The organism is Sphingobium sp. UBA5915 (assembly GCF_002431195.1).
GTDB lineage: Bacteria > Pseudomonadota > Alphaproteobacteria > Sphingomonadales > Sphingomonadaceae > Sphingobium > Sphingobium soli.
This window is the reverse complement of record NZ_DJDV01000016.1, coordinates 1-13,417: the sequence shown is the minus strand read 5'-3', so window position 1 is coordinate 13,417 and position 13,417 is coordinate 1. Positions and strand designations below refer to the sequence as shown.

At 65.1% G+C, this 13,417-nt stretch carries 15 protein-coding genes; 2 read left to right on the top strand and 13 right to left on the bottom strand.

Going from position 1 to position 13,417, the window contains the following annotated elements; all coding sequences use genetic code 11:
- On the top strand, window positions 1-244 hold a 244-nt coding region (locus B2V90_RS02545; RefSeq protein WP_293919581.1), incomplete at its 5' end, for a hypothetical protein.
- A gap of 29 nt (window positions 245-273) precedes the next feature.
- Here B2V90_RS02545 and B2V90_RS02540 read toward each other — a convergent pair.
- The 3 genes from B2V90_RS02540 to B2V90_RS02530 are packed head-to-tail and all read right to left on the bottom strand — an operon-like array spanning window position 274 to window position 1,647.
- The gene (locus B2V90_RS02540) at window positions 274-555 is read right to left on the bottom strand and encodes an HU family DNA-binding protein (RefSeq protein WP_293919579.1); all 282 of its coding nucleotides are present in this window, start codon (window positions 553-555) and stop codon (window positions 274-276) included.
- Window positions 556-598: 43 nt separating this feature from the next.
- Entirely contained in the window at window positions 599-1,264 is a 666-nt protein-coding gene (locus B2V90_RS02535; protein ID WP_256210915.1) for an SOS response-associated peptidase, read from the bottom strand.
- A 26-nt stretch (window positions 1,265-1,290) separates the two neighbouring features.
- Complete coding sequence (locus B2V90_RS02530) at window positions 1,291-1,647, bottom strand: hypothetical protein (protein WP_125962569.1); 357 nt, start codon at window positions 1,645-1,647, stop codon at window positions 1,291-1,293.
- Window positions 1,648-1,763: 116 nt separating this feature from the next.
- Here B2V90_RS02530 and B2V90_RS02525 point away from each other — a divergent pair, with 116 nt between their 5' ends.
- Complete coding sequence (locus B2V90_RS02525) at window positions 1,764-2,042, top strand: hypothetical protein (protein WP_293919576.1); 279 nt, start codon at window positions 1,764-1,766, stop codon at window positions 2,040-2,042.
- Here B2V90_RS02525 and B2V90_RS02520 read toward each other — a convergent pair.
- From B2V90_RS02520 to B2V90_RS02475, 10 genes are all read right to left on the bottom strand, one after another.
- On the bottom strand, window positions 2,023-5,286 hold the full coding sequence (locus tag B2V90_RS02520) for a conjugal transfer protein TraG N-terminal domain-containing protein (protein ID WP_293919574.1): 3,264 nt from the start codon (window positions 5,284-5,286) through the stop codon (window positions 2,023-2,025). The two genes, B2V90_RS02525 and B2V90_RS02520, sit on opposite strands and share 20 nt — an antisense overlap.
- 24 nt (window positions 5,287-5,310) lie before the next feature.
- Window positions 5,311-6,753, bottom strand: a complete 1,443-nt coding sequence (locus tag B2V90_RS02515; protein ID WP_293919572.1) for a conjugal transfer protein TraH — start codon at window positions 6,751-6,753, stop codon at window positions 5,311-5,313.
- Window positions 6,753-7,661 (bottom strand): conjugal transfer protein TraF, encoded by a 909-nt coding sequence (gene traF / locus B2V90_RS02510; protein ID WP_293919570.1) that lies wholly within the window; start codon window positions 7,659-7,661, stop codon window positions 6,753-6,755. The genes B2V90_RS02515 and traF overlap by 1 nt, the downstream gene beginning before the upstream one ends.
- Window position 7,662: 1 nt before the next feature.
- A complete protein-coding gene (locus B2V90_RS02505; protein ID WP_037447140.1) occupies window positions 7,663-8,070 on the bottom strand; it encodes a hypothetical protein in 408 nt (135 codons plus the stop codon).
- Window positions 8,067-10,202 carry a conjugal transfer protein TraN gene (locus B2V90_RS02500; protein WP_414711570.1) on the bottom strand — a complete coding sequence of 712 codons (2,136 nt, stop codon included), beginning with the start codon at window positions 10,200-10,202 and terminating at the stop codon, window positions 8,067-8,069. Before B2V90_RS02500 ends, B2V90_RS02505 begins: the two co-directional genes overlap by 4 nt.
- Before the next feature lie 3 nt (window positions 10,203-10,205).
- Window positions 10,206-10,949 carry a type-F conjugative transfer system pilin assembly protein TrbC gene (gene trbC / locus B2V90_RS02495; RefSeq protein ID WP_293919566.1) on the bottom strand — a complete coding sequence of 248 codons (744 nt, stop codon included), beginning with the start codon at window positions 10,947-10,949 and terminating at the stop codon, window positions 10,206-10,208.
- A 9-nt stretch (window positions 10,950-10,958) separates the two neighbouring features.
- The gene (gene traU / locus B2V90_RS02490; RefSeq protein ID WP_241215474.1) at window positions 10,959-11,942 is read right to left on the bottom strand and encodes a conjugal transfer pilus assembly protein TraU; all 984 of its coding nucleotides are present in this window, start codon (window positions 11,940-11,942) and stop codon (window positions 10,959-10,961) included.
- Window positions 11,943-11,968: 26 nt separating this feature from the next.
- Entirely contained in the window at window positions 11,969-12,256 is a 288-nt protein-coding gene (locus tag B2V90_RS02485) for a hypothetical protein (protein ID WP_069320829.1), read from the bottom strand.
- Window positions 12,253-12,912: a type-F conjugative transfer system protein TraW gene (traW, locus tag B2V90_RS02480; protein WP_069320828.1), complete on the bottom strand. Its 660-nt coding sequence runs from the start codon at window positions 12,910-12,912 to the stop codon at window positions 12,253-12,255. Before traW ends, B2V90_RS02485 begins: the two co-directional genes overlap by 4 nt.
- Window positions 12,909-13,417, bottom strand: a 509-nt coding sequence (locus B2V90_RS02475; protein ID WP_293919565.1) for a S26 family signal peptidase, incomplete at its 5' end; no start/stop codon positions are given. The genes traW and B2V90_RS02475, both read right to left, overlap by 4 nt.

Below are 13,417 nucleotides of genomic sequence, written 5' to 3'. Positions count from 1 at the left end.
GACTTTTGCTCCGCCGTTGACAGCCTGGACTGCTGACCAGTTAGCCAGGTCGAGCGCGATCGACGTGCTTTCGTTACCGGACACGGCGATCGACCGCATCAGCCATCTTCGACCAGCGATCGGCCGAATACAGCATACGATCCCGAGCATGTGGCAGATCGAGCCGCTGCGCCTCGGCAAGATCGGCCGCAGCCCTCGCGCGGTAGTCGGCTGCGGTATCGGCCATGACGTCCCCTCAGCTTAGGCCAGCGTTTTTATACGCTGGCCCGTATATCACTTGCCATTCAACCGATCGCGGACCGCCTTGGCGGGCGCGAACGTCAGCTTGCGCGACGCCGCGATCGTGATCGCCTCGCCCGTCGATGGGTTGCGCCCCCGACGCTCGGGGGTGTCCTTCAGCTTGAACTTGCCGAACCCGTTGAGGCTGACTTCCTCGCCGGTCGCGACGGCCGCGGTGATGTTCGCAAGGATCGCATCGATGACTTTCCTGGCGTCGGCCTTTGCGAGGCCATGGGTGTTGGAGATCTGCTCGGCCAGATCGGATGTAGTCGTCATGAACACGTCCCGGTGGTGAATGATTGTACCGGCCTAGCCCGGTTCATGCCGAACCGCCATCGGGAGTTGCCTCCTGCGCGCTCATCTCACCCTCGTAGGGGCGGACGAGCTTCAGGGCATCTTCATGGCTCCCGTCGAGCCATGTCGTAAAATCGCGGGGGTGGAGGATCGCCGGCATCGCCTTGGGATGCCAGGGCGCGACGGCGGGGTTGGGAGAGGTGGTGCAGAAGGCATAGGCATCGCCGCGCTCGGTCGGCCGCCACAGACCGGCGAAGAAGGCGATGGGCTGGTCAGGCAGCGAGAACCACATCTGGCGGGGTTTGCCGTCATCGCCCTTCCCGCCCTCGGGATGTGGTTCGGCGAAATGCGTGAACGGGACCAGGCAGCGGCGATCGGGACTGGCGATCGACGGCTTCCACATCGACGATGAGAGATTCCGCGCATTGGTGACGAACTTGTCCAGCTTGACCGCCGGGTCGCGCTTGCTCGCTACCTTGGTCGGGAAGCCCCATTCCATCGCGATCGGCTCAAGCGGGCGGTTACGCTCCCCTGCCCGCCTGACGACCAAGCCATAGCGCGCGGTCTTTTTGCCGGTCGGGAAGATCTCGCGCGGCACCGGGTAGGTCTCGTCCTCGGGATACGGCGGCTCGAACCCGACCGACCGCATCACCGCGGCCTGTTTGGCGCTCAGGCGATATCGGTTGCAGATCGGTCCACTCCTTTAATCTGTTTGGCTCAGAAGAACTCCCGGCCACCACGATACTCGCGCCAGGCATTATCCCATTTCGTGCCGACGTCGCCACTCACCGGCCGCGCCCCGAGGTCGTACCCGGCCATCACGTCGTCGATATGCGGTGCCGGCGTCGGGGTGTTGAAAGGCGCGATCCTACGCGCCTTCAGGTGCCAAACATAGGCGAGCTCGTGATCGGTTACCGGCGGGGCCTTGCCCCACGCCACGTCCTGAAACTGGCGCTGCGCCGCGCTCCTCGGCCGGCGCTCGCGCAGACGCAGCGCATCGTAGAACAGCAGATGCTCGCGCAGCAGCGCCTCGTAGCGTTCGATCGTGCGCGGGTTTTCGCCGTCCTGCTCCACCGTGCCCACTCCGTCAGTGCGGGTGAAAATCCTCGCCAAACTCAATCCGATATGCTAGGCTTTGCAAGCCTAATTCTGACCAGCACGGTCGGCTATGGATTGAGGAAGGAGCGGCCGTGTTTAACAATGTTACTGGCCAATATGAGTACGACGCTCCTAGCCGGGATTGGGACAGGCAGAACGACGTTCCGCCCATTGGCGCGAATATCTATTTCAATCCTAACAATGTACTCGATCAAATGACGCAACGAGGCATTGAACTTGCCTCTGAGCGAACCAATTTTATCGAGTACACCCAAAAACCGATAACGTCAGCGCGAGGTAACAAAATCCTCTTCGCTGTCATTATCGGACTTATGATCGTCGGCAATTTCCTTATTCCCGGCCATTCCTAAGCTGGAACCTCCTCGGATCGACCGGAGCGCCATCCTTCCATAATTCATAATGAAGGTGCGACCCGGTCGATTTTCCGGTGCTGCCAACGCGGCCAATCACAGCCCCGGCCTCGACCGTACTTCCTACCTGGAAGCCAGACCGATCCTGCATGTGGAAGTATTTGCTCTGTGAGCCGTCGCCGTGTTGCAGGACCACATAGTTCCCGGCACCGTTGGCTTGGAAGTCGTTCCGAATGACCTGACCCGAAGCTGGCGCGCGGATCTCCGTCCCGGCTGGCGCTGCGATATCCACCCCTCGGTGATGCCGCCCGGGCTCGCCAGTGACCGGGTCGATCCGACCACCCATTCCCGAACTCAGCCGCCCCGAAATCGGCAGCATCGCACGTTCACCGCGCGGGACTTCGTAAACATGGCTGGTGCCAGCTCCGATCCCGAGATTGTTACGGACCCAGTTGCGCGCGCCCTCAACACCGGGAAGTGTCGTCGTGATCCACGCATCATTGCGCTCTTGGACATGGTCACCTAGCTGACCCGCCGTCCCTCTCGCCTCGTCGACACCGTTCCCGACCTCGAATGCACCACGCGTGATGCGCGCTGACGCGTTCGGGATCGCGTCAGCGACATTGCCGGCCAAATCGAGATCGCGCGAGCTTTCCCGGATCGACACGTCAGGCCCTTGCGCCCTGACGCCGGCTGCGCGCTGGTTGCCCCATTGTTGTACCGCACCCGGGGTCGCCGAAGCAGGGCCATGCAACTGCCCTGACAGACGCTCAGGCACGCTTACACCCAGTTCGTCGCGGACCGATGAGACGCGACGCTCCATGAATTCGCCAAGCAGGATATCGCGCACCTGTTCCTGTTGCGGCGTGCGGGGCATAACCATGCCCGGCGTCCACCCGAACTGCGACAGCGTGTCGTCGCCGAGCAGTCGCTCCTGGGCATACACGACAAACTCCTGGCTCTCGTTCCGGTTGAGGGACCAGCCCCGCGCCGAGGCCTCTCTGACATCGTTGCTGACCCGCTGGAACGTCTCTTCGGCTCGAGTTGCTTCCAACGACGCCGACCGCGATTCCCCGACGCTGACGCCCAGCTTCTGCGACAGCGACCGAACTTCACTATCTCCGCTTGTGCTGGTTTCGCGCATAAATTCGTCGCGAGCCGCACGCGCTTGAGTAGTGTTTGTTTCTCTAGTCAGATAATCACGAGTTTCACTGTAGGCTTGATCTCCCGATATGTTACGACCTGTGTTCTCGTTGATAATTGAAGCTAGGCGCAAGCCGATCCCTGCCCTTCCGGTAACTCCCCACATCTTTCCAAGGGCCTCTAGACCCGCATTGGCATCACCAGTAGTTTGCGTAACTCTGGAAACATTCTGGCTGTCAGATACGCTTAGTCCAAATTTGTCCGTCAAACCTGTCGAAAGGCTCCGGGACGCCTCTGTCATCCGCGCGACGCTATTATTGAACCCGGACCCCGTCTCGGTCGAACTCCCGCGACGATGCTCAGCGGCCGTCAACAGATCCGTCGCCGTCGTCGCTGTCGCGTTCCAGGATTGCGATGCCGCGCTGCGGAGCGACTGGGTGTGCGTCTGCCCGTCCGAGAGCGCGCGGCTCATGCTGCTGTCGAATCCGGCGGTCCGCGTCGGCGTGAACGCGAGGTTCGAGATGCCCTGGCGGGTATCGAACGCGTTGGTCCCGTCCGCGAAGCCGTATGTCACCCCGCCATCGGCATTGGTGAACGTGCCGACCGAATAGCCCGAATTGAACTTTGGCTGATCGTCGAACTTGTTCGCCTGGGTCATGCCAGACGTCAGGTTCTGGAACGAGGTGTTGCCATACGAATAGTTGCCGGTCGTGCGCTCGGTCGCCGCCTGCTCGGCCGCGCTGTGCGCCGGCTGCAGCATCGAGGTGGCGTGTCCCGCAATCGCCATCGCGCCGCGCGCCATGCCGCCCGCGATGAACGGTACGCTCATCATCAGGAAGCCCGCGAGCGTCGAGATCGATTCATTGACGCTCGCCATGCCGTCCGAGACCAGCAGCGTCGGCCCGATCGGCGCCGCCGCATGGTAGAGGCTCGCCGCCCTGCTCATCACGAACATGTGCAGGATGACGTAGAGCGGCCCCCAGGAGGCGAGGTAGAAGAACCCGGTCGCATAGCCCTTCAGCGTCTGCAGGCCGGTCCTGGGGAACAGGAACAGCGGGAAGAGCACCGGGAACATCGCGTAGAATACGACCGTCAGGACGATGCCGAGGAGCGGCACCCAGGTCATCGCCTGCGTCGCGATTGAGGTATAGGTGTTCTTGGCCTGCGCGTCCGCGCGCTGCGACGCATAGGCGTCCCACCCCGCATCGGAGAAGCTCTCGCGCGCGGCCAGGAACGCGTCGATCATCGAGATCTGCTTGAGGTACGAATAGGCATCGGTCGAGGTGCCGTGCATCTGTGCCGCGACCACCGGCAGGTCATCGCGGATGCGCTGGGCCGCGATCGTGTCGGCGATGCCGGGATAGGCGTTCCTGGCGAACGGGATCAGATCCTTGTCGTAGGCGGTCTGCCACTGGGCATCCATGCGCGAATAGGCTTCGTTGCACGGGATGATCGAGTTTTCGGTGGTGCCGGGGCCTGTCGAGGTGATCCACCGCTGGCTGCGCGCCGGCGACCCCGGCCCGATCGATTCCCACAGATTGCTGGTCTTGGTGAGATCGTCCATCGCCTTGAACCCGAGCAGCACGTCATAGAAGGTGCATTGCTTCAGGTGTTCGTCGAGGTTCGCGCGGAACACGCTGTCCGTGATCTGGAAGGTGCGCGCCTTGTCCATCAGCCGCGCGCCGTAGATCATGCCGTTGTTGGTCAGCGCGAGCGCGTTGGGCATGACGAACACGGTCTCGGCCGAGCGCGTCATCCAGTCGCCGACCTGGCTCGTGAACGAGGCCATCACGCCAAGGCCCAGCGGCACGTTGTCGACCACCGAGGGCGCGAGCGCGGGGTTAATCCGGTCGGTCACCTTCACCGTGACGGTCGGGACCATCAGCATCATGTAGATGAGCGTCGACTGGAGGAACCAGTTGAACCACGCCCGCCAGTCGAGCGAGAAGGCGACGACGAACAGCGAGTAGATGAAGCCCATCACCATCACGACCTGGAGCATCGAGCGGTAGCCCCCGCCCCCGGTCCATGCCGCGACCGCGTTGAAGACGTTGACGATATATTCGCCCCCGCCGATCGTGAAGACTTCGAGCCCGCCCATCGCCGTCGCTCCCTTGCCGCCGTGTTACCGCAAGCCCTGCGCGCTGAGGCCGCGTCCGAACCGGAGCGAAGCCGACAACTGCGGGCTCATGGTGTTCTTGAGGGTGGATTCCATGAACTGGGTGTATTGGATCACCCGGTAGGTATTGGAGATCTGCCCGGCCATCTTCTCGCTGCGCCGCGACAGCTCGGTCTTCACGCTGTCGACCTGGGCGCGCCACGCCTTGAACTCGTCGGTCGAGACGAACTTTGCGCCCGCCTGCGCCTGCGAGATCGTGTCCAGCATCCGGTCGAGCATCGACATCAACATGTCGATCGCGACCATCTCGGCGAGGGTCGCGCGATCGCCGCCCGACAGGCCCATGTGCGCCGCCTCGTTGACGACGAGGATCTTGTAGAGCGGGATCGAGGTCATCCCGAGCAGCGCGATCTCGTCACCCGACAGCGCGGCGTTGGAGCGGATCTTGCCCGACATGCTGTCCATCGCCTTGAGGACGCGCGTACGCAGCGCCTCGTTGGTCGAGATGCTTAGCTTGGTGGGCGTGGGCTTCAGACACCCCTTGTCGTCGGTCGTGTCGCACTGCCACACGTCGGTCGGCGCCGAGGCGGTGCCGTCGAGCAGCGCCTGATAGGTGTCCCAGCTGGCCGGCGCGATGAACTGGAACGCGCCCATGCTGTCTTTCGCCTTCGTCGCGTCATAAATGATCGTGCCGACCATCGTCATGAGGAACTCGGCATATTCCCGGGACGGTTTGGTTGCGCTCTTGGCGTTCAGTGCATACCAGGTGTAATTCTTCGACTGGACCAGCTCGGCGTCGTCGCCGGCACGCGCGATCGTATCCTCACGCTCGCCCTTGTTGGTGCAGCCGTGGCGCGCCGCGGCCGCGTCGGAGAAGAAGCCCTTCGCCCCGCCGACCTGCTGGCAGATCGTCGAGGACGCCCCGTCCATCGCCGGCCACAGCGAGCCGACCGCCTGCTGCGCCGCCTCGCAGGAGGACATGTTGAACGCGTTCAGCTGCTGCGCGCGCTGGCTCATGTCCTTCATCACCCCGCCGATCTGCGCGGAGATGCTGTCGATCGCGAGCTGGAAGGCGAAGCCGATCGCGTTGTTGGCGGTCGCCTTGAGCATCGCCACGATCTCGTCGGCGTTGATGAACGAGAATGACCCCGCGAACAGGTCGATGCCACCGCAGCCGCCGCGCGCGCTGGGGAGCGCGACGCTGACCGGGTTGATCGACTTCTGCGGAAAGCGGCTCCACAGCGAACCACCCGAGTAATAGCCCGCCGACTGCCCCTGGAAGGCGGTCGGGCCGGTCACGTTCGCGGCCGCGCCCGACTTGTTGAAATAGCTGTTCATCTCGCCCTGGACGTCGGCCATCGCCGGCGTCGCGACGAGACCGCCAAGCGCGAGGATCATGCTGGCCTGCGCGAGAACCGCGGCGCAGAAGCGGACGATCGAGCGGACCATCAGAAGTCACTCCCGGGCTTGACGCTGGTCAGTGTGAAGATGCGGTTCATCACCTCGTCGGCCGCCATCACGCCGTAGCCGATCGGCATCGGCTGCTTGGTGACGGTGTCGAACAGGACGAGCGCGGGCACCTGCTGGCCGCGCATGCCCATCGCCTTGTATTGCCCGGTGTCGATCGTGTAGTTCGGGAAGGCACGGGTCGGCCCGCCATCGAGCGAGATCGCCATGACGGTCAGGCCGAAGCGATCCGAGACGCTGCGCATGATCGGCCCGAAGGTCTCGCACGCGGCGCAGGCCGACGAGTAGAAATAGAACACGCCGTACCGCTGGGAGATCTGCGACAACACGCGCTCGCGATCGGCGTTGCGCGTGTCGAGCCAGGTTCGCTTGCCCAGCTGGCTGACGGGGCGCTGGAGCGTGTAGTCGAGGTCGGGGTTCTGCCACACCGTGCGCTGCCACATGTCGGCGAACGACGAGGCGCGATCGAGCTGCTCGCGCTGGAAGGCGATATAGTGGCTGATGTTCTCGGGCGTCGGCTCGAGGATCGCCCGCGCCTTCAACTCCTCCAGCTGTTTCGAGATCGCCGCAAGCTGCTCGGCCGACGACCGCGCGGGCTGCGCCGACCGCTGCTCGGCGGGCTTGGCTTTGGGCTTGTCGCAGTAGAACCAGGTGCCGAGCCGCCGTTCGCGGCAGTAGAAGTCGTCGCCGGTCTGCGCCGCGACGCGGTCGGCCGATCCGAGATCGTCCGCGCTGCCATAGCTATCCTGACCGCCATCGCGGCCGTCGTCACCGGCATCGCGGGTGGACGACACCGAATCCGGCAGCGGCGTCAGCTCCTGCGCCGTCGCCGGCGTCAGCACGGGCGATGCGACCGAGAGGATGAGAGCGAGGGTCAGGGCCTTGCGCATGTCAGTCGTCCTTCTTCTTCTGCTTTTCGCGATCTTCCTGTTCGCGGCGGGTGAGGTAGGATTTGAGCGTTCCGAGGAGCGACGGCTCCTTGAGCGACACGAGCTGCGCCATGTCGTCGGCGAGGATGCGGAACAGGTTGCCGTACACCCCGATGATGAGGTTGCGGGCGTGCCGGCGCGGGTAGAGCGTCTCGCCCCGGCGCAGGATGAGGTTGGCGCGGATCAGCCGCGCGATCGTCGGTTCGAGATCGGCCACGCACAGCTTCGTATCGAACCAGCTGTCGAGCGTCGGGATAAGGAACCCGGCCGGGTGCGGTCCGGCGCGCAGGAGCGCGATCAGGACCGCAAATTCCGCGACCGACAGGTCGGGAAAGGGACGATGGTCCGACAGTTGCGTCACGCCGGTCATTTGCTCTTCTTCGCGTCGTAATAGGCCTTGATCCGTTCCTGGATCTGGCGCGAGGTTTCGATCTCGTCGGGCAGCTTCGCGGCGTCGACGAACTCGGCATAGACCTCTGTGAAATCCATCACCGACAGGTCGAGGCGCGAGAATTCATCGAGCGTGAACCCCTTGCAGGTTTCCTTCTTGGCGCTGCCCCACGGCTTGTTGATCTGCGGGCGGCCCTGTTCCTGCAGGATGCGCGACAGCTTGCTCTCGAAGCAGCAATAGGCCGTCTTCTTGGAGGTGCAGATGCCCAGCACCTTGTCCGAGCAATATTCGCCCAACTTGTGGCACATCCCCATCCGGTCCTGCACGTCGAGCAGCTTCTCGTCGTTCGAGCACATGAACATCGTGAGGAACGGCGTCGCGAGCGCGGCGATCGCCACCGGCCCGCCCGCGATCGCGGCCGCGCCGGCAGCGGTCGTGATGAGGCCCGAGGCCTTGCCCGCGCAGCAGTTGACCAGTCCGAACACCGGCTTGTGGCAGGTCTGCCGCTTGCCCGAGAACAGGGTAAGCGTATCGGGATCGAACTCGGCATTGGCCTGGCCCAGCGCGTGCAGCCCGACCACGGCGTCCTTGAACTCGGTCGACGCCTCGCGCTCGACCGGTTCGCATTCGCCGTCGATGCAATAGACGTCATCACCGCAGATATATTGCTTGGGATCGGTCGAAGGCGGCGTCGGGACCGGGCATTTGTAGACCTTCGTCGTGACCTGGCACGGACCGGACTGCGGATCGTCGAGGCACTCGTCACGCAGGAAGGTGCATTTCCCGCCGTTCTCCAGATCGCTGCAATCGGACGCCTGGGTGATGCGCTGACAGGTGAACGGGCGCGACCACGCCCAGCACGATGCCGTGACCGACACACCGTCGATGATCCGCGTCTCAGGCCCCTCGGTGCAGACCTCCGGGCCGGTCGCGATGCAGGCGGTGTCGGACACCAGCGCCGGACAGCTTCCCTCATTGCGCGTCAGCGTGACCTCGCGCGTGCCCTCCTTCCTGAGGTACACCGTGCCGGTCGCGTAATTCTGGTGCGCCGGGATCTCGGCCTGGGGGATTTCGGCCGAGCAGGAGTAAAGCTGCGCCGTGGTATTCATCGACGACTGCTTCTTGCACCACTTGCGATAGGCCTCGACGTTGCCGCCGCCCGCCCCCAGTTCGATCTGCGCATCGCAGATATGCGGCGTGCTCGCCTCGACCCGGCACAGACCGGCGCCGACCTTGGCCTGCATCACGCTGTTGCGCGCGAACCCGCCGCCTTCGTTCTGGTCGCGCACGCCATAATAGAAGTACCTGAGCGTATCGACGATTACCGGGTCCATCCTGCCGGTGCAGGTCGCCGGGGTTTCCTCGAGCTTCGCGCCCTTGTTGCAGGTCGCCTCGTAATAATCGGTGGTGCCATTGGGAGGCAGCGGCTTGCAGCTACCGTCGGCGCCGCCCACCGACTGACCGGCGAGATAGCTGTTCGGGTCCTTCTCGACGTCCTGCGCGCGCGTGAGATCGCCGGCAGGCACGGTCACGACCTTGCGGCCCGGATCGGTGACGAGCTGCCACGCCTCGTTCGCGCCAGCGGCAGACCCGCCCGCCGCGATCAGCGCGTCGGGATCGTCGGCATAGGCTTCGCCGGACTGGGTGCCGCTGCTGAAGCCCGGGATGGTCGAGGGCAGATCGGTCGAGGAGATGATGCCGCCCGAAGCCTGGCGTGCCGGGGTCGCCAGTGCCTTCGCCGCGGCGCGTGCCGCCGCCATGTCCCCTTTGGGATAGGTGTAGGTCGAACTGCTCGACTGCGCGCTCGGCTCGGCCGCGACCGCATTACTCGCTGCCGCAGGCTGAACCGTGCGGGCCATGCTGGCGGTGGTCCGCGCGGGAGCCGCGCTCGGCTCGGCGACGCTGGTCACCGTCGTCTTTGCGACCGGCGCGGATGAGGGTGTGGGGGTCGGGGTGGGTTTGGGGGTCGTGTCGCTGAAGTAGGTGTAATCGCCCAGGCCGTAGAAATCGCCGACGCCCTGCTGGCCCTGCTGGGTCGACTGGACCTGGGCGAGCGCCTGCGCTGCCAGGACCGGCGCCAGAAGACCGATCAGGATACGGCCCCCCCGCATGGTTCAGGGATTCCGGCCGAGGTTGGCGAGCGCGGTCCGTGCGACCAGCGCGCCAGGGCCATTCTCGCCCGCGAACGTCTCCAGCGCGTAGCGCACCGTGACGTTGCCCTCGATGCGATCGAACGGAGGCGGCGTCGTCTTGCAGGTGAGGCCGTCGCACGGCGTGAAGTCGCTCGACGAGACCACCATCGTCGGAACCGCGGTCACATCGAACGCGCGGAACAGGCGCGGGTCGATCCCGATCGAGGCGAACTGCTGGTCCTTCTCGACCACCTTGGAGAGCGCGGCGATGAACGCCTTCCCCGAGTTACCGGGGAAGCCCCGGAACACCACGACGCCGCCAGCGGCCGAGGTATCAGCAATGATCCGCTTCAGCGCCTGTTCGGGCATCGAGGTGGACACGAACACCATGAACTGCGGCGCGGTGCCCTGGTTCTCCTTGAGGTTGGCCGAGGCGGCCTGGATCATCTCGTCGAAGTCGACCGCACCCGCCGGTCCCCTGGGCAGGCTCGCGTTGTCGATCGTGCGCATCTGCTCCAGCGCGACCGCCTGCACGGTCTGCGCATCCTTGCGGAACGCGTCGCCGCGCCGCTCGACCTCGTTCACGAGCGCGGTCGCGTCCTGTTCGGACTTCGCCGATCGCGCGCGGATCGCGTCGAGGTCGAGCCCCTCGACGGTCTGCGCGAGAACCGCGCAGCCGGTGCCGACCGAGGCGATAGCGAGCGCGGAAAGGAGGAACTTCTTCATGTCAGGTCCTCACAGCATGCAGCAGTTGCGCTTGCGCCAGAGCAGGTAGCCGAAGTCCTCGCCCTTGACGGGGAAGGCCCGGCCCGCGTCGGGCGGGAGCGTCGTCGCGCCGATCGGCGAGCAGGCATATTTGCCGCTCACCGTGGGCGTCGGATTGGTCATCTGGATGCGGTATTGCGACTTCTTAAGGATCGGCATGACGTACTTGTTGCAGAGCGCCTTCGATCCAGCGGTGCCCCAGGCCAGCCCTTGCCGGTGCATCTTGAACAGGAGTCGCTCGGCCGCGAGACGCGACGACTGGACCGGCGAATTGTGCGCCGCGATGTTGCCGTTCATCGGAAACATCGAGCCGTTGCAGCCTGAGCACCAGAACATCGGGTCGATCGGCAGCTTCGCGCTCGCCGCGACGCAGTCAGCCGCGCAGGCGGCGACCGCGATCGGATTGTTGAACAAGGCGACCTCGGGATTGATGAGCGTGGTCAGCACGTCGTCGTTCCAGAGCGGATCGATCTCGGTCATGTAGGCTACGTCGAACGAGGCCTGCTCGAAGCACAGGAAGTCGGTCAGGATCTCCATCCAGTAGAGCAAGGGATAGACGTAGTAATGCGCCTGCCAGTTGGCGCTGGCCTGGGTCGAACCGCCCTTGATGAGCGGGCCGGTATACTGCCCCTGCCCGATATCGAGCCCCGGATTGAGGCGAAGCCCGCCCAGGTTCGGGAAGCACCACGGCTTGGTGGTCACATCGACGAGCCGCGCCGGCTCCCAGAAGCCGATCGAGATGCCGATGCGCGGGATCGGTGAACCGCACGCACAGACCGGCAGGCTCGGGTTCTTGGTGTCGGGTCGGCTTCCCGGCCAGATATGCGCGCCGCCCACCGACAGCGGGAACAGGCAAGACCAGCAGACGTCGGTGATCGGGTTGACGAACTTGCCGGTGCAGTTGGCCGGGAGCGCGCTCGCCGGCGCCGGCAGCAGCGCGAACGCGGCGATCATGCCGAGGAGGGTGAGCAGGCGGCGGATCACGCCGCGCCCTCCGCGTCCGGCTGCGCCGCGAGGCTCGCGTCAAGGTAGGCGTTATCGGCGCGGTTCTTGGCGATCACATAGACCGGCACCAGCACGACCAGCGCCAGCACCAGTCCGGCAAGCGCGCCCCCTGCCCCGGCGCCGAGCACCGCGCGCAGCGGCTGCAACGCGCAGATGGCGATCGCCAGCGCGATCGCCGACCACAGGATCGCGCGCCGCATCGCCTTGAGGGCCGGCGTCTCGGGCGCGGCCATAGGCGTCCTGAGCATGTCGAGCCACATCATGCGCCCGCTCCCGGCATCTCGATCTCGCTGATCCTGAGCAATTGCCCCGCCGGTTCGACCACGGCGGGGACGCGCGCGATCCCGAAATGGCTGGTGAGCTTGCCCTGCTGGTCGAAGAAGAAGCGGCGCTTCTTCTCGCCCATGCGGTTGAACGGCGAGCCGGCGACGAAGATGATCTTGGCATTCTGCGCGGTCCACCGCTTCAGCGCCCAGTCGACCTGCGCATCGTCGCGGCCGTCGATGAACACGAGGTCGGTTTTCATCGCGACGAACGACAGCGGATTGACGCGCTGCCCCGCGCGCGCGACGAGCCGGCCCTTCTGGTCCTGGATATCCTGATCGAGCACGATCGTCGGGTCGAACGTCCAGCTGCGGCTTTCGCGCACCGCGCCGATGCCGGCGACGGGGATCGGGTTGCGCACGCGCTCCTCGGTCTTCTCACGCAGCGCGGTCTGCATCCGCTCGATGCCGCCATTGGCCTGCAGCGTCTTGAGCCTGGTGTCGATCGTCGCCAGCAGATCCGGCTCGGCGATCGCCCAGGTCTGGCCCATCACGCCGTGATCCTTTGCGAGCGCGCCCTGCACGATCGGCCAGGACGACGAGGCAACCAGCGCCACGCCCAGCGTTCCGCCGAAAAGGCCCGCGCGCCGGATCACAGGATGGGTGTCCCGGTGCCGATGATCTGCTTCGCGCAGGCAAAGCCGATCTCGCCATAGCGGCTGTCGAACCCGTCGGGGTGCGCGGTGCCGACATAATAGCAGCTCTCGGGTACGCGCCCGACCGGCCCCGGCGTCAGCACTTCGCCGAAGCGCGAGCGCGGCTTCATGTGGGCGACGCGGACGCCGTCGACATAGACCCATTCCCCGCGATGCTCGACCAGCGCGCCGGCCTCGCCGATCACGCGCTTGCCGAACGGTCCCGAATCCGGTCCGAAGTGGCGGCGCACCAGCTCGCCCTCGGGCGGCGCGAAGAACACATAGTCGCCCTTCGCGGGTACGCGGCCGCGCTGGATGAAGAACGCCCAGTTGGGGAGGCTCTCGCTGGCGTTTATCATGAAGGCGTGGGTCTCGCGCCACGCCGCGATCGAGTTGTAGCCGCCCCACACGATCCCGAGCAGCGCGACCGCGCTCCACTGGCGAACCCGCTTGACGATCAGCGCCT

Coding starts and splice junctions, on each gene's coding strand:
- B2V90_RS02540 (WP_293919579.1), bottom strand. CDS start 555: ATGACGACTACATCCGATCTGGCCGAGCAGATCTCCAACACCCATGGC.
- B2V90_RS02520 (WP_293919574.1), bottom strand. CDS start 5,286: ATGGGCGGGCTCGAAGTCTTCACGATCGGCGGGGGCGAATATATCGTC.
- B2V90_RS02515 (WP_293919572.1), bottom strand. CDS start 6,753: ATGGTCCGCTCGATCGTCCGCTTCTGCGCCGCGGTTCTCGCGCAGGCC.
- traF (WP_293919570.1), bottom strand. CDS start 7,661: ATGCGCAAGGCCCTGACCCTCGCTCTCATCCTCTCGGTCGCATCGCCC.
- B2V90_RS02505 (WP_037447140.1), bottom strand. CDS start 8,070: ATGACCGGCGTGACGCAACTGTCGGACCATCGTCCCTTTCCCGACCTG.
- B2V90_RS02500 (WP_414711570.1), bottom strand. CDS start 10,202: ATGCGGGGGGGCCGTATCCTGATCGGTCTTCTGGCGCCGGTCCTGGCA.
- trbC (WP_293919566.1), bottom strand. CDS start 10,949: ATGAAGAAGTTCCTCCTTTCCGCGCTCGCTATCGCCTCGGTCGGCACC.
- traU (WP_241215474.1), bottom strand. CDS start 11,942: ATGATCGCCGCGTTCGCGCTGCTGCCGGCGCCGGCGAGCGCGCTCCCG.
- B2V90_RS02485 (WP_069320829.1), bottom strand. CDS start 12,256: ATGATGTGGCTCGACATGCTCAGGACGCCTATGGCCGCGCCCGAGACG.